We start from the raw sequence: 21,270 nt of genomic DNA, 5'->3' as shown, positions 1-21,270 counted from the left end.
GGTTTTTAAAAAATGTGGTTGTACAACAAAAAAATCCCGTTTTCTGCAGGAAAACGGGATTTTTGTTTTACGGCTTCAGAAGGTTTTAATTCTTCTGATTTTTAAGGCGGATTAAGTTGAGCGCCGAACCGGCCTTGAACCATTCAATTTGATAAGCATTGTAAGAATGGTTAGCCTTAATCACATCTTCCGTTCCGTCCGCATGACGCGCAATCAGGGTCAACGGCTTACCCGGCGCAAATTCGACCAGATCAATAACATCGATGACGTCATCTTCCTGAATTTTATCATAATCCGCCGGATCGGCAAAGGTCAGAGCCAGGATGCCCTGTTTTTTCAAATTCGTTTCATGGATGCGGGCAAAGGAGCGCACCAGTACCACGCGCACGCCCATGTGGCGGGGCTCCATGGCCGCATGTTCGCGAGAAGAACCTTCGCCGTAGTTTTCATCGCCCACGATAATCGTCGGAATGCCCTTTTCTTTGTACGCGCGGGCCACCTGCGGCACGGGTTCGTATTTACCGGTTAACTGATTTTTAACGGAATTGGTCTTTCCGTTAAACGCATTAACCGCGCCGATTAGCAAGTTATTGGAAATATTGTCCAGATGCCCGCGAAAGCGCAGCCAGGGGCCGGCGGGCGAAATATGATCGGTGGTGCATTTTCCTTTGGCTTTGATCAGCACGCGCATGCCGGTAATGTTTTTGCCGTCCCATGGTTCAAAGGGCTTAAGCAATTGCAAACGTTCCGATTTGGGGTCCACCTTAATTTCAATTTTGCTGCCGTCTTCTACGGGCGGTTCAAATCCACGGTCTTTAACTTCAAAACCCTTCGGGGGATAGAGCATGCCCCTGGGCTCTTCCAGCTTTACCTCTTCGCCCTTTTCATTACGCAGCGTATCGGTCAGCGGATTGAATTTCAGCGTGCCGGCAATGGCCAGGGCCGTTACCAGCTCCGGCGATGTGACAAAGGCGTGCGTGTTCGGATTACCATCATTGCGTTTGGCAAAGTTGCGGTTAAAAGAGGTTACAATGGTATTGGGGCGGTCATCAATGCCTTCGCGGTTCCACTGTCCGATGCACGGCCCGCAGGCATTGGCCAGCACCTTACCGCCAATCTTCTTGAAAATGTCAATGTAGCCGTCGCGCTCAATAGTATAGCGCACCTGTTCCGAACCGGGCGTAATGGTAAACTCTGCCTTAACCTTTAACTTTTTGTCGATGGCCTGCTGAGCAACCGAAGCGGCACGCGTGATGTCTTCGTACGAGCTGTTGGTGCAGGAGCCGATTAATCCCACCTCCACTTTTTCCGGCCAGCCGTTTTCTTCCACCGCCTTGGCTAACTGAGAAATGGGCCAGGCTCTGTCCGGCGAAAAAGGGCCATTGACATGCGGTTCCAGCTCCGAAAGGTTGATTTCAATTACTTTGTCAAAATACTGCTCGGGATTTTCGTAAACTTCCGGATCGCCGGTTAAATATTCTTTGATTTCATCGGCCATTCTGGCCACCTCAGCGCGCTCGGTAATGCGCAGGTACTCAGCCATCATCTCGTCATAACCAAAGGTGGAGGTTGTGGCGCCGATTTCTGCGCCCATATTGCAGATGGTCGCCTTGCCCGTGGCGGAAATTTCGCGAGCGCCCGGACCGAAATATTCCACGATGTACCCCGTTCCGCCTTTTACGGTTAACAATCCGGCTACTTTCAGGATAACATCTTTGGGAGACGTCCAGCCGCTGAGTTTTCCGGTTAATTTAACGCCAATTAGCCTGGGGAACAGCAGTTCCCACGGCATGCCCACCATCACGTCAACGGCATCGGCGCCGCCCACGCCAATAGCCACCATGCCCAGGCCGCCGGCATTGGGCGTATGCGAATCCGTGCCGATCATCATGCCGCCCGGGAAGGCGTAATTTTCCAGCACCACCTGATGAATAATGCCAGCGCCCGGTTTCCAGAAGCCAATCCCGTATTTTTTAGAGGTGTTCTCCAGAAAATCGTACACCTCGCGATTGGTATCCAGCGCAAACTTTAAATCGGTTTCTGCGCCTACTTTTGCCTGAATTAAATGGTCGCAGTGTACGCTGGAGGGCACCGCCACCTTCTCTTTACCGGCCATCATAAATTGCAGCAGGGCCATTTGCGCCGTGGCGTCCTGCATGGCCACTCGATCGGGCGCAAAATTAACATATTCTTTGCCACGTTGCAGCGCTCTGTTCGCCTTGCCATCGTATAGATGAGCGTACAATATCTTTTCTGTCAATGTCATCGGGCGCTTTATAATTTTGCGTGCGGCATTGACTCGCTCGGGCAGTTCGGCATATACTTTTTTAATCATGTCCAAATCAAAAGTCATTTTAAATGCTCCTTTCTCGCTAAAATTTCATGACCGCTGTAAATTAACAAAAGTTTTAAATAATGTCTATTTTAATATAGAGGTAAAAAATGCATAAAGGGGACGCTTAAATAGAAAAATAGTTGTAAAAAACCGCAATATATAATTATTTGCGTCATTTTTAGACTTTTTCAGCGATGAGTTTTTTAAACAGCACAAAAATTTTCGTATCCAGCAAGATGGGAATTCGAAATAAGCGGCCGATGAACAATTTAATTTTTGAACCAGGATTTGCTTGATTTTTGGATTACCATGATTTGCGTTTGTTGGTGCGCCAGGATAAGGCTGGCGCACCAGAGAGCTCAGAGAAGTCACAAAGGGCGTAAAGAATGTTTTAAATTAAAAATAGTTTCAATGGCCCTCACGCCATGTACCCTTACTCCCAGACAAAAGATCAGGAATGACCGTACTTGTAAGGGCGAAGGATTTCTACCCCCACTTTATCCAGAGCGCTTTTTTTATATGACTAAAGATTAATGTTTACCAGCGCTGAATTGTTCTTGGAAATCCTTCGCCCCTACGTAAACGGTGGTAGGAATTCATCACATTTGCAGAAACAGGTTTAAAATGACAGGCTAACTATTCAACTATTCAACCAATCAACCATTCAACTACTCCAGCGGCACAAAAAATTTAATATCGACCGTTCCTCATCCAGCATGTTCATTCCACCCAGTCGGCAATAAAAACGTTGGTTTCGCCTTTCTTTTTGTTAAAGCGATTGGAAGCAAACACCAGCTTTTTGCCGTCATGCGTAAACATGGGAAAACCGTCAAAGCCTTTAAAAAAGGTGATTTGCTTCAGCCCTGTGCCGTCCTCATTGATCATCCACAAATTGAAATCACGCTGCGTGCTTTCCGTTGTGCCCATGTTAGAGCAGAAAATAATCCGTTTATTGTCGGGATGAAAAAACGGCGCAAAGTTGGCAAAATCGTTGTGCGTAATCTGTCTTTTATTGCTGCCGTCCGCATCCATCACAAAAAGTTGAAAATTATTGGGCTCGATTAATTCTTCCGCCAGTAATTTCCTGTAGCGTTTGAGCTCTTCTTCTGTTCTGGGATGATAGGCGCGATAAACGATTTTACTACCATCCCAGGAAAAGAATGCTCCTCCGTCGTAACCGATTTCGTGGGTTAATTGTTTTAACCCGCTTCCATCGATATTAACGGTGTAAATATCCAGATCGCCATTGCGCTGCGAGGTAAAGACAATTTTGTCCCCTCTGGGCGAAACCGTCGCCTCTGCGTCATATCCTGGCGACGGCAAAAAGGGTTGAGGATCGGAACCATCCGCATTGGCGATGTAAAGATCATAGCTGCTGTACACCTTCCAAACATAACCTCTGGAAAAATCGGGCGGCGGCGGACAGTTTTCGTCAACGCCGTGCGTGGATGCGTAAATGATTTGCTGATCGCCCGGCAAAAAATAGGAACAGGTCGTTCTGCCCTTTCCCGTGCTGACCATGCGTTTATCGGAACCGTCAAGATTCATAATAAATATTTGATCGCATTTTATGCTGTCATGCTTCGATTGATAGATCAACTGGCTTTCATCAAAGCTAAAATAGGCCTCGGCGTTTTCGCCCCCATTGGTCAGCATGCGAATATTTTTCAAATGCTTCTCGCCCGCAAAAGCAAGATCGGGCTTTACTTCCTTTTTGGTGCAAGCGATTAAGATCAGACTAAAAATCGCCATTGTAAATACGATGTAACGATGTCCGCGTTTCATGACTCCCCCAAAATGAATAAGGCGCGCCTCAAAAAGAAGCGCGCCATGAATTTCGGAAAAACAAATTAACCTAAAAATTCGTCCGCATGTTTGCTCAAAAATTCTTTAACGCCGTCCGGACTGGCTTTCATGGCCTCTTTACCGGCTTCCCAGTCGGCCGGGCACACTTCGCCGTATTTTTCAAAATGCTGCAAGGCGTCCACCATGCGAATCATTTCCTTAATATTACGTCCCAGCGACAGGTTGTTAATGACGGCATGTTGCAAAATGCCTTCTTTATCAATCAAAAACGAACCGCGCAGCGCAACGCCGTCTTCTTCAATCAATACACCGTAATCGCGGCTGATCTGTTTGGTAAAATCGGAGACCAACGGATATTTAATATTTCCGATTCCGCCGTCTTTCAGATCGGTGTTCTTCCACGCCAGATGACTAAAGTGCGAATCGGTAGAAACGCCAATTACCTGTACATTGCGTTTTTCAAATTCCGGCAAAAATTTATTGAACTCCAGAATTTCCGTGGGGCAAACAAATGTAAAATCCAGCGGATAGAAAAAGACCACGACATATTTTCCTCGATAGTCCTCGAGTTTAAAATCTTCTTTAAAAGAATTATCCGGCATCACGGCCGTAGCCTTAAAAAGTGGCGCTGGTTTACCTACCTGTACTGACATAGTATTACTCCTTTCATTTGGTTTATATTTTTTACCGTAAAATGGAAATACTAAGAACGATCATTAGATAATAATTATTCCTGATTTTGGCAGTTTTTTTAAAATTTCCTTCAGGGGGAAGAAGCCGTCATAACTCTTTTAATAACAGCTTCTTCCCGCTTGAAGGGAAGGGGCAATAATCAAAAAACTCTTGAGGAATAACACTATTAAATATGTATGGCCTTTTTCTCGGCATCGGCTGCCGCTTCCATGATCATTTCCGAAAGGGTGGGATGGGCATGGATGGTGCTGAATAATTCCACCGGCGTAACTTCCAGGCCTTTGGCAACGCCCAGCTCGGCGATTAATTCCGTGGCCTCTGCGCCGATAATATGCGCGCCTAACAGTTCCCCGTATTTGGCATCGAAAATAAGCTTAACCATGCCGTCGCGCTCGCCAATGGCCCGCGCCTTTCCGGAAGCGGAGTAGGGGAAGCGCCCGATCTTAATCTGGTTACCCTGCGCAAGCGCCTCTTTTTCCGTTAAGCCGATACTGGCCACCTGCGGCTGGCAATAGGTGCAACCGGGAATGCTGTTGTAATCCACCGCATGGGGCGTGAGGCCGGCGATCTTTTCCACGCAGACAATACCCTCGTGCGAGGCAACGTGGGCCAGCAAAGGCGGGCCGATGATGTCGCCTATGGCGTAAACGCCATCCACATTGGTACGGTACCATTGATCTACTTTAATAAATCCTTTTTCATGCTCAACCCCGATCTTTTCCAGACCCAGACCTTCCACATTGCCCTGGATGCCTATGGCCATCAGCGCTTTGTCCGCTTCTAAAACCTCTTCTTTATCGCCTTTTTTAATAAAAACTCTGACACCCTTTTCGAGCTTTTCGATTTTGCTTACCGTTGCCGAGGTATGAAAATTAATTTTGTTCTTTTTGAAATTTCGTTCCAGAATCGTTGAAATTTCTTCGTCTTCTTGCGGCAATAGATGGTCGAGCATTTCGACCATGGTTACTGCGCTGCCCATGGCATTGTAAAAATAAGCGAATTCAACGCCAATGGCTCCGGCGCCGATAATGACCATTGATGCCGGCTTCTCCTTTAGGGTCATGGCCGTGCGACTGCTGATGATTTTCTCTTCGTCGATTTCAATACCGGGAATGGTGCGCGGTCGGCCGCCCGTGGCAATAATGATGTGTTTGGCCTCAATGCGCTTAGTTTTGCCCGAGGCATCCGTCACTTCCAGCTGATTAGCCGTCTGGAAGCGGGCGCTGCCAAACTCAACATCGATTTTGTTCTTCTTCATTAAGAATTCCACGCCCTTGGAATTCATGTCTGCCACCTGCCGGCTACGTTTAATGACAGCCGGGAAATCGACCGCCGCCTCTTTAACGGTTATGCCAAAACTTTTAGCTTTTTTAATCTGTTCAAACAATTCCGCGCTTTTTAACAGCGCCTTGGTGGGAATGCATCCCCAGTTAAGACAAACGCCGCCCAACCGATCTTTTTCGATTAAAACAGTTTTAAGATTTAACTGCGCCGCACGAATGGCCGCCACATAACCACCAGGCCCTGAGCCTATTATGGCAATATCGTAAGAATTCATTTTATTTCTCCTGATTTTAATCATTAACAAAAAATAAAATTAGACTTTTATCAAAATAAAAGCAAGAAAGGCGTCAACTTCCCGCAACGTCAAAAAAATCGGCGGAAGCTGCGCACCATTTCTCTTTTTACTTTGGGAGGTTTTGGGGCGGGAGTTAACTTCTATTAATGTATGAACGGTCTATTCTTTTAGTATCCCATACTTATTTTTTGTAGATTAAATCATAAGTCAATTAAAAGCATTTTCAGACTATGAGAAAAATTTTGATTTTTGGGCTCATTTCCTTTTTCATTATTTCCTGCGAACCGGACTCTCGGCCACAACAGAAGGCTGAAAAACGTTTGACGGTCTGGCAAAAATTTGAATTAAGGAAAGACACGCTAAATGTCGATATCCCTGTGGAAGGCAAGCTGGTGGCCTGGCATAAAATGGACTTGCTGGCGCCCATAGACTCCAAAGTAATTTCTCTGCTGGTGGAAAAAAACGAATCGATCAAAAAGGGCGACCTGCTTTTACATTTATGGCCTTTAAGCGGCTACAGAAATTACACGCCGGTAGAAATTTTTTCGCCGATGAATGGGGTTATCGCTGAACTTTACGTAAAACTTGCCGATACTCTGAAGCAAGGCGAAATGCTACTAACCATTGAAAACCGCGAAAACCTGACCATGCGCGCCAAGCTCAACCACTGGCAAACGCCGTTTGTAAAACGGAACGCCAATGTTACGCTTACTTATCACAACATGCAAATCAAAGGCGCGGTGATCGATGTGGATTTAAAAAATGATTGGGTAACCATCATTGTTCCCAATCAACAATTAAAAATAAAGGAAGAGTTGTTGGTTAACGGTTACATTCAATTACAAAATATTGCCGGGGATTTTTTGCCGGCTGCCGTTTTTGAACAAAGGGATTCATTGCTGGCTGAACTCGAATCCGAAACCATGTTAACCATCTATCGCGTTGGAATGGCCGGGGATTCTCTGGCGTTTATCGCCCCCTCGCTGCCCGATATCAACGAAATTCAAGTCAAAAAAAATCTTGACATTAATAAATAAAATATTATATTCTGTTTGAAGTGTAAACTTTTACAAAGAAAACTTATGATGCGTCGTTTTGTTACAATTCTCAGCTTACTGTTGGTAAGTTTTTCCCTTGCATTGGCAGATAATATTTTCGTGGAATGCGTGGCCACGCCTGGCAATAATCAGGTCAAAATTTCCTGGACTACACGTTCCGAAGAAAATGTCGCCCGCTTTGTAATTTTACGCTCCAATAACGACGCAAACTACGTTGAGCTAACGCGCATTGCTCCAAAAGGCGCAGGCAGCCAGTACGAATATATTGACCGCAATGTTATGTTTAAAGATATTTCTATCTTCTTTTATAAAGTCCGGGCGGTCGATCAAAATAACAAAACAGTCGAAGAAATGTCTTTGCTTGTTCATCCGAGCATTTCCGATATCTACCGAACATGGGGAGCCATCAAAGCGATGTTTCGATAATGAGTTTTTTAAAAAAAACCCAAAAACCCTTTTCCCTTCGAAAAGGGTTTTTTTGTTTCTAAGGAATTGTTAAGAAAAGGTCGGAAAAATGTTCGCAATCAGATTTATTAAAATAAATATTAAGGAAAAGTTTTGATATATATCAATGTTATATACTTGAATCATTAAATATCAAAGGCATATACTTGAAATATGCGAGACAACCAACTGATAAAATGATCAGCAACAGTTAAAAAAATGCTAACAAACTGGAACTCGTTCTAAGATCAAGGATTAAAAATAAGAACACGAAGCGGAGGTAATGCATTGAGAAAAGTATTTTGGCTTTTAATAATAGTCATTTTACCCGTGCAGCTATTTGCTCAATATGAAAAGTACCTGTTAAAAGATCCGGAGCCTCAAATTTTTAAACAGGGCGGCGCCGCTTTCAGCGTGGTGGAGTCCGGATCGGGCTTTGGCGCTTTTTACGCCTTACCCCTTAAAGGCTATTATCACATCGGCGCCGAATTCGATGTATTTTTGCTGCGCGATAAAAACCAGATCGACTATATCGATCCCTGGACCGGCTATCCCATCACCATCAACAAAGAAAACAACGCCTATATGATGGACCTTATTCTAAGCATAAAAAAGCGCCTGTTTGCCCGTGAAATTGACGACACGCTACGACCGTTTATTGTTGTTGGCGGCGGTCCGGTGTACGGCATTAATTTTCCAGAGGACCCAAATCGAAAAGACGAATACCGGCCCGGGCTCAGCGCTTATGTGGGCACCGGGGTAGATATTGCCCTTGAAAGTCAATACTTTTTAGGGCTGCGGTTGCAATATCGATTTATTAAATTTTCTGAAAGTTTCGCTCAAAAAACCAATCATTCAACCTTTGACATTCGCTTAGAAATAGGGAAAATGTTTTAAAATGCAAAAAATCATTTTCATAGAATTGCCGGTTGCCCGTAAGGAACAATATGTTACGGACATAACAGAATCCTTATTTGCACTGAACAAGTCCATTCATATTTTCGCTCAAAAAAACAACTTGGTCGCGCTCGACCGGCTGTTGTGGGTGCGCAAGCCTGACAGTTTTTTGCCCCACGCAATTTTTCAGGAAAGCGACCAGGAAAACCCTGATCTTTTAGAGCCCATTCTTTTGATTGACAGGCCAGTCCGCTTAACGGCTGATGTTTTGATTTTACATGATCCGCTCCCGGTAGATCAGATCGGCTCCTATGAAATTATTATTGATTTTGCCGAGCTTTATGATCAGAATCGTTTAAAGGATAGCCGGCAGCGCTACAAAGTTTTCAGGGACTCCGGCCGTTTCGACCTTTCTTTTGAAAAACTGGGCAGCTTTTTAAAACTAATTAAAGCTTCTTAAACAGATGGATATCAAAAAATATTTAGATCACCTCAATCAAGAACAGCACGCAGCCGTTACCAGCCCGCGCCAGCCACTTTTATTAATTGCCGGCCCGGGCACTGGAAAAACACGAACCATTATTGCCCGAATCATTTACCTGGTTGAAGAATACAAATTACCTCCCGAACAAATTCTGGCGCTAACCTTTAGCAACAAAGCGGCAGATGAACTCAAAAGTCGCCTGGAGCAAACCTTAAAAGAACGCGCCGGGCGTATTTTCTGTGGCACATTCCATTCGTTTTGCCTAACGGTTTTACGTAAAAACCATGAGCTGGTCAAGCTGCATCCCTTCTTTTCGGTGTGCGACGACGAGTACCAACAAACATTGATTCGGGATATCCTGAATCGTCGAGCCATAAGAGACGTGCACCAAAAAGCGCGTGCCGTTCAACTGGCTATTTCTAACCACCGCTTAAAAGACAAGGCTTTGCCCCCATTTTCATCGTCTGTTTTTCAGGAATACCAGCGCCATTTGCAGCGCCACCATCTGATCGACTACGACCAGATCCTGCTTTTGACTCTGGAATTGTTCGAAAACCACCAAGATGTGCTGGAACAATACCGCTTTTTATATCAGGCCATATTGGTTGACGAATTTCAGGACACGGATAAAATTCAATACCGGATACTAAAGATGCTGGCCGAAAAACACCGCAATATTTTTGTGGTGGCGGATGACGATCAATCCATTTACTCCTGGCGCGGCGCCAATCCGGAAAACATCCGCCAGTTCATTCAGGACTTTCGCATCGATGAAATCCATTTTCTGGAAAAGAACTACCGGTCGGCGCAACCTATCATCGAAGCGGCTCAGATCATTTTAAAAGATACCGATCGCATCGAACCTGAAAAAAAAATTCAAAGCGTGCAGGAGCTGGACGCTCGTTTATCCGCCGTCTTCTTTGACACCGAGTTTCAGGAAGTTGATTACATCATTAAAAAAATAAAGCACTGGTACCAGGAAGAAGAGATTGACTTTAACGAAATTGCCGTGCTTTATCCCCAACACAGAATGGGCGAAAAACTGGCCTCTTTCTTTTTGAAAGAACGCATTCCCTTTCAGATGGCCAGCGGACGAAACCTTGCCGATCATCCGATCATGAAGCGCTTTTTACTTTACCTCAGGCTCATTCGCGATCCATCCGATACGCTGATACTGGAACAGTTAATGTTGCTTGAGCTGGGTGAACATCTTTTCAAAAAAATTCAACAATGGGCAAAACAAAAGCAGATTTCCTTAAAAAAAGCGCTGAACGAATTTGCCATTCACCAATACAACAGTAAAACCGTGCGCAATAAGCTGCAAACCTTTATCGGGAACCTGGCCAACTTAATTAACCTCAAAAGTTTTTTTAAGTTTGATCAGTTGACGCGCGAAATCATTAACAATATTCAATCTTTACAAACATCTTATTTAAAGGAATCGTACCGCTTATTGGAAATGGTTTCTTTAAAAAAGGAAAAGTACCTTTTCAGCGACCGGCGCAAAATCTGGCTCTACCATTCCAGACCAGAAATTTGCTACCTGGGTTGCCAGATGCTGGAAAAAGCGCTTGGGATTTCCGTCCATGCCCTTGACGATGAAAAAGTAGTACACGTATCCAAGCCCGATCTGGTTCTGCTGCTGGAACCTTTTAAAAACGAACCCGTTTCCGATTTTGACCTGCCGTTGTATCAGATCAAGGGAAGCGCGCGGCAGGGCAGCTTAACCGTTCTGTTTCGATGGCTGCAATTTCAATTGCAAACCATTGACGAAAAGATTTTTGACCATTACGTGGTATTCGACCTGGAGACGACAGGAAACAATCCTCACCGGGCCGGTATTGTGGAAATTGCCGCCGTTAAAGTGCGGGAAGGCGAAATTGTGGAGACCTTTGAAACCCTGGTAAATCCGCAAATGGAAATCGATCCTGAAGCGCAGCAGGTGCACCACATCTCGGACAAAGACGTGCAAAACGCGCCAACGATCGACAAAGTTTTGCCCGACTTTCTACAGTTCATCGGCGAAGACCTGCTTATTGCGCACAATGGCTACGCCTTCGACTTTATCATCCTGGATCGCTACATACGGGAACTCAATTTAAAAAAGCCGCGCAACGTACGCTACGACTCGCTCATTATGGCCAGGAATCTCTTTCCCAACGAAAAAAATTCGATTGACGCCCTGGCTTACCGCTACAAACTGGATACGGGCACCAGGCACCGCGCCCTGGACGACGTCAAAGTTTTAAACCTGATCTTTCGCATTCTTTTGAAAGAAGCGCGCAAACGTGAAATTTTTACCGCCGGCGAGGAGTTTGCGGAATATGTTGCCCTGGGCAACTTTCTGGAAAACACTTTAAACGCCCGCGAAGACAGGGCGCTTTTTCAGGTGGGGCTGAATAAACTGCTTTCGCCTTTTTCCAAAATACGCCGCGTGTACGCTGCTACTTTTGCAAAAGACGATGAACAGTTATTAAACGACCTGCATAAAATCACACAGCTACACAACCTGCGCCTAAAAGATTACGACTCTAACCAGGAATTTTTTGACCGCATCATGCAGATGAGCAAGGAATATTCAAAAATGCCTGTCGATCAGGCCATCAGCGAATTTTTAGCCTTTATCTCACTGATGAATACGCAGGACAACCTGGAAGCCATTAACGCCGTTTCGCTGCTTACGCTTTACGCCGCAAAAGGCCTGGAGTTTGAAAAAGTAATCATCTGCGGCATGGAAGACCATAACATTCCCAGCAGTTACGTTTACCGCGACGATGAAGAAGACGACCGCCCCATGCATAAAAAATTAGACGAACAAAAACGCCTGCTTTACGTGGGGATTACGCGCGGCAAAAGCGAGGTGATCTTTACCCTGGTGCGCAATCGATTCGGGCGAAGACACAAATCCTCGCCCTTTCTGGAAAATATTCGTCCCCTGGTGGATATTAAAACTTTCATTTGATGCGTTTTGCTTCCTTTTGTATTATTGCGTAAACTGAATTATCACAAAAATTACAGAGAAGAGAGTGGGAAGATCAGGGAAGTCCGCTGTATTAAATCAAAACAATACACGCACTTGCTTAAAAAAATTTAATGCACGGCGGCGCCGAAACGGAACAGATAAGGAGAAAACATTGCAGCTACCGAAAAATACATGGAAAATATTAAATACAGACCCATCGCGTTCCATTGTAGAAGTTATTTTAGAAAACAGAAAATTACCGACCACGCATCTGGCCTCTTTCCGGCTCTCGGAAAGAATGCACGATCCTTATCTTTTACCTGATATGGAAAAAGGGGTAAAACGCATTTTGCAGGCCATTGAGCGCAAGGAAAAGATTGTGGTTTTTGGCGACTACGATGTGGACGGCATTACTTCCACCGCGCTGATGTTGTATTTTTTCCGCAAAATCAATTATCCCGTCGATTATCTTTTGCCCCATCGCCAGAAAGACGGGTACGGGTTGCGCATTAGCACGGTTGACCGCATCGCTCAAATGGGCGCCCGGCTGGTGATTACCGTGGATAACGGAATTTCTTCCGCAGAGGCGATCGACTACGCCCGACAGAAAGGTATCGACGTTGTGGTAACCGATCACCACCTGCCAGAAGGCAAAATGCCAGATGCCGTTGCCGTTATCAATCCCAATCGAAAAGACTCGGATTATCCTTTTAAATCCATTTGCGGCGCCGTTGTCGCTTACAAGGTCATCTGGGCGCTGGCGCAAAAACTGCTGCCGGAAGCCGATTTTAAGCAATTTTTGTTGGACCAACTGGATCTGATTACCATTGGCACCATCGCCGATGTGATGCCCCTGCGCGACGAAAACCATGCGCTGGTGAAATTTGGCCTTAAAGTGCTCTCGCGTACTAAAAAACCCGGCCTAATTGAGCTAAAAAAAGTGGCGGGCCTGAACGGCAAAAACATTACGCCTATTTCCGTCGGCTATTTTCTGGCGCCGCGCCTGAACGCCTCCGGACGGATGGAAGAAGCCGACACATCCGTAAAACTGCTCATTGCTCAGGACAAAGAGCGGGCATCTTACCTGGCCTCTTATCTCAACAAGCTCAATCAAAAACGGCAAAACTTGCAGCAGGATTATCTGGACAACGTAATCTCCGCCCTGCCTGAGGACAAAAAAAAGCTGGAAAAAGTGATTATCGTTCACGACCCCCAGTGGCACGCCGGCCTCATCGGCCTGATTTCCGGAAAACTCAAAGAGCGTTACGGCCGGCCGGCCATCGCCTTTACCAGCGACGAAGACGGCAACCTGGTTGGCTCGGCGCGCAGCATCGAGGCCTTCCATATTACCAACGCCTTAACCAAATTTAACCATTACTTTTTAAACTACGGAGGGCACCACAAAGCCGCCGGTTTGACCATCTCTCCGGAAAAATTCGATGCCTTCCGTGAAGATTTTGTTCAATATGCCAATCAGGTTTTAACAGATGACGATTTGATTCCGCTTTTGACCATCGATTCGGTGGTGGATATTGACCAGGTACATCTAAACATGGCGCAAACGGTGGAAGAACTGGGGCCCTTCGGCGAAGGCAATCCACAGCCGGTTTTCGTATTCGAAAAGGTCAATATCAGAGAAATGTATCTGATGGGTAATGGCAAGCATCTAAAACTTTTCGTTGAAAAGGGAAACCAGACCTACGAATGCGTCTGGTGGAATGCAGCCGAATACAAAGACGCCTTACAATTCGGCCAACCGGTTGATATCGCCTTCAAACTCAGCGTTAACAACTGGCAGGGAAGAGATCGCCTGCAACTGGTTGTCGAAGATATTCGTCCGGTAAAATGATTTAGCGCACAATAAAAATAATTTAATGCCATACAATTAAGAGGAACTGGCAGGAAGTTTAATCGTAGAAAGAAGCCTTACAAAGAAGAAGGTCAGGGAAAATGGAAGAACGTTTGATTGAAGTTATCATGTACTTACTTAAAGAGTTTAATAACCTGGAAGAAAAAGCCGACTACAACTCGCTTTCGCGAAAGTTGATGGCCAGCGGCTATAGTAATGTAGAAATCAATTTTGCGTTGAACTGGATATTTAACCATTTAACGGACAAAAAACCGACTCAGGAAGAAGAATTTGAATACTCTTCGCGGGCCAACCGCGTTTTACACGATCTGGAAAAAATAATCTTTACTCCCGAAGCGTACGGCTATCTGTTACAGATGCGTCAGTTGGGGTTGCTGAATGATTCGGAGTTTGAAGAAGTGGTGGACGAAGCCATTATGGGCGCCTCTCCGACCGTGAGCGTAGATGACATTAAGCGAATTGCCGCCATGGTTGTTTTTGGCAACGATGTGGGCAAGCATGCCAACTGGGAGGGGTTCTTTTACCCTTTTGGCTCCAATACCATTCACTAAATAATTTGCATTCTTGATTACAATCATTTATTATTTATTAAGAAAGGAGAAGCCTTAACCGTTTATGGCTGCCAACAATAAAAAATCATTAGTCGTTGTGGAATCTCCTGCCAAAGCCAGGACCATCAATAAATATCTCGGGCCCGATTACGAAGTAGCCGCCTCGATAGGGCACATTATCGACCTGCCAAAAAGCAAGCTGGGCGTTAGCATTGAAGAAGGCTTTAAGCCCCAATACGTTCGGATCAGGGGCAAAGAAAAAATCATAAAAGAATTAAAACAGAAGGCCAAAAATTCAGATAAAATTTATCTGGCTACCGACCCCGATCGCGAAGGCGAAGCGATTGCCTACCATATTTCTTCCATACTGGACAAGCCAGAATCCGATGTGCTGCGCGTGGAATTCAACGAAATTACCAAAGCGGCCGTTGATCAGGCCATGAGGCATCCGCGCAAAATCGACATGAATCGCGTTTACTCCCAGCAGGCCCGACGCGTCCTCGATCGGATTGTGGGCTATAAAATCTCTCCCTTTTTATGGGAAGTCATCTACCGCGGGCTGAGCGCTGGCCGGGTTCAATCCGTTGCCCTGCGCTTGATATGTGAACGCGAAGAAGAAATCCGCAAATTTAAACCCGAAGAGTTCTGGAACATCTTTGCCCTGGTTCAACCGCAGAACAACTCTCCTTTTAAAGCAAAGCTGATAAAATTCAACAATAAAAAAATAAAAATTGAAAACGAAGAACAGGCCAAAACGCATCTTGAAAGATTAAAGCAATTACCTTTTGTTATTTCTTTAGTCGAACGAAAAAAGGTAAAACGCCAGCCGCCGCCGCCTTTTATTACCAGCACCCTGCAGCAGGTGGCCGCCCGACAGCTGCGCATGAGCACCAAACGCATCATGGCCATTGCTCAGTCGCTGTACGAGGGAGTGGAAATCCCCGGCCAGGGCAGCGTTGGTTTAATCACCTACATGCGTACCGACTCCACGCGCATTAGCGAACAGGCTATAGAGAATGTGCGTCATTTCATCCAGGAACATGTCGGCGCAGAATTTTTACCGGACAAAGCCCGGCATTTTAAATCTAAAAAATCAGCTCAGGATGCGCACGAAGCCATTCGCCCCACTTATATCAATCCGGACTTTTCACCGGAAGCGCTGAAAGACAAATTGAGCAGGGAACAATATCGCCTTTACGACCTGATCTGGAAACGTTTTGTGGCCTGCCAGATGAAGCCGGCCGAATTTGAGAAAACGACGGTTGAAGTGCAGGCCGGCGAATACCTGTTTCAGGCGACCGGCGAGGTGTTAACCTTCCCTGGCTTCATGAAAATTTACAAAGAAGACGTAATGGAAGAAAACGGGAAAGTTTCGGCGCAGGATATTCCGGCAGGTCTGGAACAGGGCGTTTCCTGTGAACTTAAAGAGTTAATCCCCGAACAGAACTTTACCAAACCGCCGGCCCGCTACACAGAAAGCACGCTGGTTAAAGAGCTGGATCGTCTGGGCATTGGCAGGCCGAGCACCTACGCACAGATTATTAGCACCATTTTACAACGCAAGTACGTTGAGCGCAAAGAGCAAAAACTTTACGCCACCGAGTTAGGCGAAATGGTCAATAAAATTCTGGTAAAAAGTTTTCCGGACCTTTTCAATGTCAGCTTTACCGCCAAAATGGAAGAGAAACTGGATCAGATTGCGCATAACGGCGATTCTTATGAAAAGGTGATGAACGAATTTTACCAGCCACTGATATCCGATCTGGAAAAGGTAAAAAATCAAAAGAGTGAATTGAAGGCCCTACTCACCGAAAAGACCGAAGAGGTTTGCGACAAATGCGGGCGCCCCATGGTGATTCGCTGGGGGCGCAACGGGCGTTTTTTGGCCTGCACGGGCTATCCGGAATGCAAAAACACCAAACCGCTTGAGAACGAAGAACCGCAAGCTACTGACGAAGTTTGCGAAAAGTGCGGCAGCCCCATGGTGATCAAACGCGGCAGGTACGGCGCTTTTATGGCCTGCTCCAACTATCCAGAGTGTAAAAACACGCGGCCGTTGAGTACGGGCGTAAGCTGCCCCAAAGAAGGATGCGACGGCAAAATCGTTGAAAGACGTAGCAAAAAAGGGCGCGTGTTCTACGGATGCTCCAATTATCCTAATTGTGATTTTGTTTCCTGGGATAAACCGGTTAATCGAGAATGCCCTGCATGCGGCAATCGTTATATGGTAGAAAAGAACCTTAAAAGTAAAGGGTTAATCGTCCGTTGCCCGTCTTGCAAATATGAAGAACCAACATAAAAAGAATTAGATGGATAAACACATTCGCGATTTTTTACGTTACCTGTTTCTGGAACGACGATATGCGCGAAACACCATCCGCTCGTATGGGACGGATCTACTACAATTCGAAGAATTTTTAGAACAACACTTTACCGCGACGAACATTCCATGGTCTTTAGTCGATAAACGAGTGATTCGATTTTTTCTAATTCGTCTGCAGGAACAGAAAATCTCTAAACGCTCCATTGCCCGGAAACTGGCGACTCTTAAATCCTTTTTTCGCTATTTGCTAAAAAATGGGATTATTGAAAGCAATCCGGTGGCGACGGTAAAAATGCCTAAACTGGAAAAAAAATTACCGGAGCATTTAGGGCCGGCAGAAATCGAGGCGCTGCTCAGACTGCCGAAGCTTAATACGTTTGAAGGGTTGCGCGATCTGGCCATTCTGGAACTATTTTATGGAACCGGAATCCGTTTATCTGAGTTGATAAATCTAAAGGTCAGTCAGGTTGATTTCCAGGAAAATCTGATTCGGGTGATCGGAAAAGGCAATAAAGAACGCATTGTACCATTCGGCGGAAGCGCAAAATTGATTTTAGAGAAATATCTGTCAATTCGTCCTCAATTTGCGGAAAATTCTGTCGATAATTTATTTGTGCTTAAATCCGGAAAGAAAATGTACCCTATGGCAGTTCAACGGATCGTTAAAAAATATCTGACACAAGCAAGCAACTTAAAGCAAAAGAGCCCCCACGTTTTGAGACATACCTATGCCACGCATTTGTTGAATCAGGGCGCTGATATCCGTGTGGTGAAAGACCTGTTAGGGCACGAAAACCTGGCCACAACCCAAATATACACCCACCTGTCCATCGAGCATCTAAAAAAAGTTTATAATCAGGCCCATCCCCGGGCCACAAATAAATCATCAAAAAACCGAAGGAGGTAATGATGAACGTATCAATAACCACTCGTGGTTACAAAGCGCCAGAACGGTTAAAAAATTATTTAGTGGACAAGCTGAGGCGACTAAATCGTTTTGAAGATCAGATCATGGACATAGAAGCCATCTTTTCTTATGAAAAGCTTGATCAGGTGGTAGAGTTCAAGGTAAATCTTCGCAAAAAACAATTTATCATTAAAGAAAGATCGGAAGATATATTTAAATCCATAGATTTAGCCATCGACAACGTTGAGAGACAAATCACCAAAATTAAAGGGAAAATACGCGAGCACAAGAAAAAGAAAATCAGCGATGTTATTGAATAAGAAAGGCGCCGCAAGGCGCTTTTCTTTTTGTTTGCACATTGGAAAGATGTTTAATAACTTAGGACGCTATGAATGAATATATTACCGTAAGAACATTATTGAGAGAAAATCAGGAGCGGTTAAAGCTCCGGTTGATCTGTTCGGAAAATGGCCTTAACCGGAAAATCATTACCAGCGAAATTCACCGTCCGGGATTAGCCCTTTCCGGCTTTGTCGAATTATTCACCTGGGATCGTATTCAAATCCTGGGCAACACCGAAATCAAATATCTGCACAGTCTTCCGCCGCGCCAGATTACGCGTTCGATCGATCGTTTCATGGAGTTCGAAATCCCGGCCATTATTGTTACCAACAACAACAAAATTCCCGACTATTTAATCCAGGTTGCCACCCGACGCTACATTTCGGTTTTCAGTACACCGCTGAGCACCACCCGTCTGGTTCACCTGTTGAGTGAATATCTGGAAGAAAAATTTGCGCCGCGTATTTCCATGCACGGCACTCTGGTCGATGTTTACGGAATCGGGATTTTGTTTACCGGGCGCAGCGGTATTGGCAAAAGCGAAGTTGCGCTTGATCTGGTGGAGCGCGGTCATCGACTGGTGGCCGATGATCTGGTCATTATCACCCGTCAGGCAGAAGAGGTTTTAATAGGCAAAGGGCGTGAAATCGCCCAGCACGTGTTAGAACTGCGCGGCGTGGGATTGATTGATGTGCGCCGAATTTTTGGCATTCGCGGGGTACGCATGCAAAAACGGGTTGAGGTGGAAGTAAAGCTGGTGGACTGGGAAAAGAATAAAGAATACGATCGAACCGGTCTGGAAGACAATTTCACCAATATCCTGGGCGTTGAAATCCCGCAGGTTATTCTGCCCATCAATCCCGGCAAAAATATTACGGTGATTGCCGAAACCATCGCCATGAATCACCTGCTTAAAACCTACGGCTATCACGCAGCGCGGGAGTTCAATCAACGCCTGCGCGAATATATGATGCATAAGGACGAAGTGCCCATTCATAAGGATCGTGATTATTTAAAGAAAGATCGGGAATGAGCGAGAAAATTTTTGCAGCAATTATTACGCACGGCGAATTAGCCTGCGCCCTGGCCGAAGTGGCAGAAAATTTGACGGTTGCCGAAGTTCCGTTACATTGTTACTCTACCAAAATTCTCTCTTCTGAGGAGATTATTGACCGCCTGGAAAAGGAGATCGAGCGGGAAAGCCCGCAAAAAGTACTGCTTTTTGTGGATTTAATCGGCGGCGGCTGCTGGATAATCGCTAATAAATTGAAAAAGAACAACGATAATATCAATATTATTGCCGGCGTTAATGTGCCGATGATTATATCGTTCATGATCAATTTTAAACGGCTGACATGGGCGGAGCTACTTGAAAAAGTCGCTGGCGACGCCCAAAAAGGCGTTGTTATTCGTTAACGCTGAATAACGATTTGGGAGCTAAAGTAAAACGTGCTTGCAGACATTCAATTATTTAGAATCGATGACCGTTTGATTCATGGGCAGGTCGTAATTGGCTGGGCAAACTTTTTAAACTCCAGAGAAATCATTTTATGCGATGATCTGGTGGCTCAAAATGTGTGGGAAAAAGAACTTTACCTCTCCAGCGTTCCCGATTACTTGTCCGCCTCTGTGGTTTCCACCGGCGAACTGGCCGATCACCTAAACAACGACGGTGTGAATTTTCAAAAGGCGATTATTCTGGTCAACTCTCCTTTTGTTATTGAAAAACTGCTGGAAAAAGGCGCGAAGATCAAAAAGGTCAATGTGGGCGGCATCCATTTTAAAGAAGGCCGCAGAGAGTTTTTACCCTATCTTTTTTTAAACGAAGAGGAAGTCAAGGCCTTTTGGCGCCTGATTGAAAATGGCATTTATTTTTACTGTCAGGATGTGCCCTCGGCCAGAGCGATCCCTTTAGAAAAAGTTTTACCAAAGTAAAGATGCAAAAATGAAAAAGAGATTGTTCAGCACGGAGTTTAAAGTTGGCTTAACGGTTGTGATCGCCACCTTTATTTTAGTTTATGGGATTATCTGGGGCAAGGGCTATAGCCTGAAAACCCATAAACACCAGCTACAATTGGTGTTTGACAACATCGGCGGGATGGTGCCCGGCGACCCGGTAACCGTAAACGGCGTGAAAGAGGGCAAGGTGGTCAACATCGACTGGAAAGGCCGCGATGTGCTGGTAACAATCGAATTAGACGACCGGGTGAAATTGTACGAAGACGCCACCTTTACTATTATCAGCGCCGAACTTTTAGCCGGCATGAAGGTGGAAATTTTTCCCGGACGTTCCGAGCGCAGGCTAAACCTGGCCAAACAACCATTCCGCGGCAAGTACGGCGGGCGCATTGTTGACGTGGGGTTAACCATCGATAAGCTGGCGCAGGATATGTCGGCGCTGACGTTTCGCCTGGACACCACCACCGCGCTGATTAATAGCTTGCTGCGCACCGGTCAATTACAGGAAAACATTACCTCCACGCTGGAAAACCTAAACGCCATCAGCGCGGGCTTTGCCAGTCTGCCCGATACCCTTTCCGAAACATTAACCCAGCTCAACGCCGCTATTAGAAATGTTAACCGATTGATTAATGAAAACCGTCAACCGGTGGCCTCTTCTTTAAAAGAGATTGAGTCCATGGGCAAAAACATAAACCAGCTGACGCAGAATTTGAATAAGACTTTAAAAGAAATCCAGACGCAACGTGGAACACTGGGCAAGGTGATGTATGATTCGACGCTGTACAACAATCTAAACAAAACATTGCTAACGGTAGATTCGCTGGCCAACCGCCTGCGTAAAAAAGGTTTGAAATTAAGCATCTTTTAAAGAATAAAATTTGCATTGAAGAGAACAAATTAATAAATTTGCATTCTTCAATGAACGGTTGGCGCTTTAGCTCAGTCGGTAGAGCAACGGACTGAAAATCCGTGTGTCCCCGGTTCGATTCCGGGAGGCGCCACCTGCATGAAAGGCTGCCCTTGTGCAGCCTTTTTTGTTTTGGAACACACCGTTAAC

At 45.5% G+C, this 21,270-nt stretch carries 18 protein-coding genes and 1 tRNA gene; 15 read left to right on the top strand and 4 right to left on the bottom strand.

What is annotated here, in order from left to right; all coding sequences use genetic code 11:
• Positions 1 to 85 precede the first annotated feature (85 nt).
• The 4 genes from Cabys_RS00385 to lpdA all read right to left on the bottom strand — a co-directional run bounded on the left by Cabys_RS00385 (position 86) and on the right by lpdA (position 6,392).
• Positions 86 to 2,353 (bottom strand): aconitate hydratase, encoded by a 2,268-nt coding sequence (locus tag Cabys_RS00385; protein WP_006927507.1) that lies wholly within the window; start codon positions 2,351 to 2,353, stop codon positions 86 to 88.
• A gap of 702 nt (positions 2,354 to 3,055) precedes the next feature.
• Positions 3,056 to 4,120 (bottom strand): TolB family protein, encoded by a 1,065-nt coding sequence (locus Cabys_RS00380; RefSeq protein WP_006927508.1) that lies wholly within the window; start codon positions 4,118 to 4,120, stop codon positions 3,056 to 3,058.
• Positions 4,121 to 4,185: 65 nt separating this feature from the next.
• The gene (locus Cabys_RS00375) at positions 4,186 to 4,794 is read right to left on the bottom strand and encodes a peroxiredoxin (protein WP_006927509.1); all 609 of its coding nucleotides are present in this window, start codon (positions 4,792 to 4,794) and stop codon (positions 4,186 to 4,188) included.
• Between the two features lie 206 nt (positions 4,795 to 5,000).
• Positions 5,001 to 6,392, bottom strand: a complete 1,392-nt coding sequence (lpdA, locus tag Cabys_RS00370) for a dihydrolipoyl dehydrogenase (RefSeq protein WP_006927510.1) — start codon at positions 6,390 to 6,392, stop codon at positions 5,001 to 5,003.
• Between the two features lie 251 nt (positions 6,393 to 6,643).
• Between lpdA and Cabys_RS00365 the strand changes: the two genes are divergently transcribed.
• The 15 genes from Cabys_RS00365 to Cabys_RS00295 all read left to right on the top strand — a co-directional run bounded on the left by Cabys_RS00365 (position 6,644) and on the right by Cabys_RS00295 (position 21,214).
• Complete coding sequence (locus tag Cabys_RS00365; protein ID WP_006927511.1) at positions 6,644 to 7,450, top strand: efflux RND transporter periplasmic adaptor subunit; 807 nt, start codon at positions 6,644 to 6,646, stop codon at positions 7,448 to 7,450.
• A gap of 45 nt (positions 7,451 to 7,495) precedes the next feature.
• The gene (locus tag Cabys_RS00360) at positions 7,496 to 7,897 is read left to right on the top strand and encodes a hypothetical protein (RefSeq protein ID WP_006927512.1); all 402 of its coding nucleotides are present in this window, start codon (positions 7,496 to 7,498) and stop codon (positions 7,895 to 7,897) included.
• A 306-nt stretch (positions 7,898 to 8,203) separates the two neighbouring features.
• Positions 8,204 to 8,812, top strand: coding sequence for a hypothetical protein (locus Cabys_RS00355; RefSeq protein WP_006927513.1), 609 nt, complete (start codon positions 8,204 to 8,206; stop codon positions 8,810 to 8,812).
• A gap of 1 nt (position 8,813) precedes the next feature.
• The gene (locus tag Cabys_RS00350; protein WP_006927514.1) at positions 8,814 to 9,272 is read left to right on the top strand and encodes a DNA polymerase III subunit chi; all 459 of its coding nucleotides are present in this window, start codon (positions 8,814 to 8,816) and stop codon (positions 9,270 to 9,272) included.
• 4 nt (positions 9,273 to 9,276) lie between these two features.
• Positions 9,277 to 12,258 carry a UvrD-helicase domain-containing protein gene (locus Cabys_RS00345; RefSeq protein ID WP_006927515.1) on the top strand — a complete coding sequence of 994 codons (2,982 nt, stop codon included), beginning with the start codon at positions 9,277 to 9,279 and terminating at the stop codon, positions 12,256 to 12,258.
• A 172-nt stretch (positions 12,259 to 12,430) separates the two neighbouring features.
• Positions 12,431 to 14,107, top strand: a complete 1,677-nt coding sequence (gene recJ, locus Cabys_RS00340; protein WP_006927516.1) for a single-stranded-DNA-specific exonuclease RecJ — start codon at positions 12,431 to 12,433, stop codon at positions 14,105 to 14,107.
• A gap of 101 nt (positions 14,108 to 14,208) precedes the next feature.
• Entirely contained in the window at positions 14,209 to 14,679 is a 471-nt protein-coding gene (locus tag Cabys_RS00335; protein WP_006927517.1) for a DUF494 family protein, read from the top strand.
• Between the two features lie 64 nt (positions 14,680 to 14,743).
• Complete coding sequence (gene topA / locus Cabys_RS00330; protein ID WP_006927518.1) at positions 14,744 to 16,978, top strand: type I DNA topoisomerase; 2,235 nt, start codon at positions 14,744 to 14,746, stop codon at positions 16,976 to 16,978.
• A 10-nt stretch (positions 16,979 to 16,988) separates the two neighbouring features.
• Positions 16,989 to 17,909, top strand: coding sequence for a tyrosine recombinase XerC (gene xerC, locus Cabys_RS00325; protein WP_006927519.1), 921 nt, complete (start codon positions 16,989 to 16,991; stop codon positions 17,907 to 17,909).
• The gene (gene hpf, locus Cabys_RS00320) at positions 17,909 to 18,229 is read left to right on the top strand and encodes a ribosome hibernation-promoting factor, HPF/YfiA family (protein WP_081475008.1); all 321 of its coding nucleotides are present in this window, start codon (positions 17,909 to 17,911) and stop codon (positions 18,227 to 18,229) included. The genes xerC and hpf overlap by 1 nt, the downstream gene beginning before the upstream one ends.
• A gap of 68 nt (positions 18,230 to 18,297) precedes the next feature.
• On the top strand, positions 18,298 to 19,284 hold the full coding sequence (hprK, locus tag Cabys_RS00315; RefSeq protein WP_006927521.1) for an HPr(Ser) kinase/phosphatase: 987 nt from the start codon (positions 18,298 to 18,300) through the stop codon (positions 19,282 to 19,284).
• Entirely contained in the window at positions 19,281 to 19,667 is a 387-nt protein-coding gene (locus tag Cabys_RS00310) for a PTS sugar transporter subunit IIA (RefSeq protein WP_006927522.1), read from the top strand. Before hprK ends, Cabys_RS00310 begins: the two co-directional genes overlap by 4 nt.
• A gap of 33 nt (positions 19,668 to 19,700) precedes the next feature.
• The gene (locus Cabys_RS00305) at positions 19,701 to 20,186 is read left to right on the top strand and encodes a PTS sugar transporter subunit IIB (RefSeq protein ID WP_006927523.1); all 486 of its coding nucleotides are present in this window, start codon (positions 19,701 to 19,703) and stop codon (positions 20,184 to 20,186) included.
• Positions 20,187 to 20,196: 10 nt separating this feature from the next.
• Positions 20,197 to 21,081 carry an MlaD family protein gene (locus tag Cabys_RS00300; RefSeq protein ID WP_006927524.1) on the top strand — a complete coding sequence of 295 codons (885 nt, stop codon included), beginning with the start codon at positions 20,197 to 20,199 and terminating at the stop codon, positions 21,079 to 21,081.
• Between the two features lie 60 nt (positions 21,082 to 21,141).
• Positions 21,142 to 21,214 (top strand) — tRNA-Phe (locus Cabys_RS00295).
• Positions 21,215 to 21,270 lie beyond the last annotated feature (56 nt).

The sequence above is a fragment of the Caldithrix abyssi DSM 13497 genome (assembly GCF_001886815.1).
GTDB lineage: Bacteria > Calditrichota > Calditrichia > Calditrichales > Calditrichaceae > Caldithrix > Caldithrix abyssi.
This window is presented reverse-complemented; position numbering and strand designations above follow the sequence as displayed.

Excerpts from the sequence above, each read along its gene's own strand:
- Cabys_RS00385 (WP_006927507.1), bottom strand. The coding sequence starts at position 2,353 with ATGACTTTTGATTTGGACATGATTAAAAAAGTATATGCCGAACTGCCC.
- Cabys_RS00380 (WP_006927508.1), bottom strand. The coding sequence starts at position 4,120 with ATGAAACGCGGACATCGTTACATCGTATTTACAATGGCGATTTTTAGT.
- Cabys_RS00375 (WP_006927509.1), bottom strand. The coding sequence starts at position 4,794 with ATGTCAGTACAGGTAGGTAAACCAGCGCCACTTTTTAAGGCTACGGCC.
- lpdA (WP_006927510.1), bottom strand. The coding sequence starts at position 6,392 with ATGAATTCTTACGATATTGCCATAATAGGCTCAGGGCCTGGTGGTTAT.
- Cabys_RS00365 (WP_006927511.1), top strand. The coding sequence starts at position 6,644 with ATGAGAAAAATTTTGATTTTTGGGCTCATTTCCTTTTTCATTATTTCC.
- Cabys_RS00360 (WP_006927512.1), top strand. The coding sequence starts at position 7,496 with ATGATGCGTCGTTTTGTTACAATTCTCAGCTTACTGTTGGTAAGTTTT.
- Cabys_RS00350 (WP_006927514.1), top strand. The coding sequence starts at position 8,814 with ATGCAAAAAATCATTTTCATAGAATTGCCGGTTGCCCGTAAGGAACAA.
- Cabys_RS00345 (WP_006927515.1), top strand. The coding sequence starts at position 9,277 with ATGGATATCAAAAAATATTTAGATCACCTCAATCAAGAACAGCACGCA.
- Cabys_RS00335 (WP_006927517.1), top strand. The coding sequence starts at position 14,209 with ATGGAAGAACGTTTGATTGAAGTTATCATGTACTTACTTAAAGAGTTT.
- topA (WP_006927518.1), top strand. The coding sequence starts at position 14,744 with ATGGCTGCCAACAATAAAAAATCATTAGTCGTTGTGGAATCTCCTGCC.
- xerC (WP_006927519.1), top strand. The coding sequence starts at position 16,989 with ATGGATAAACACATTCGCGATTTTTTACGTTACCTGTTTCTGGAACGA.
- hpf (WP_081475008.1), top strand. The coding sequence starts at position 17,909 with ATGATGAACGTATCAATAACCACTCGTGGTTACAAAGCGCCAGAACGG.
- hprK (WP_006927521.1), top strand. The coding sequence starts at position 18,298 with ATGAATGAATATATTACCGTAAGAACATTATTGAGAGAAAATCAGGAG.
- Cabys_RS00310 (WP_006927522.1), top strand. The coding sequence starts at position 19,281 with ATGAGCGAGAAAATTTTTGCAGCAATTATTACGCACGGCGAATTAGCC.
- Cabys_RS00300 (WP_006927524.1), top strand. The coding sequence starts at position 20,197 with ATGAAAAAGAGATTGTTCAGCACGGAGTTTAAAGTTGGCTTAACGGTT.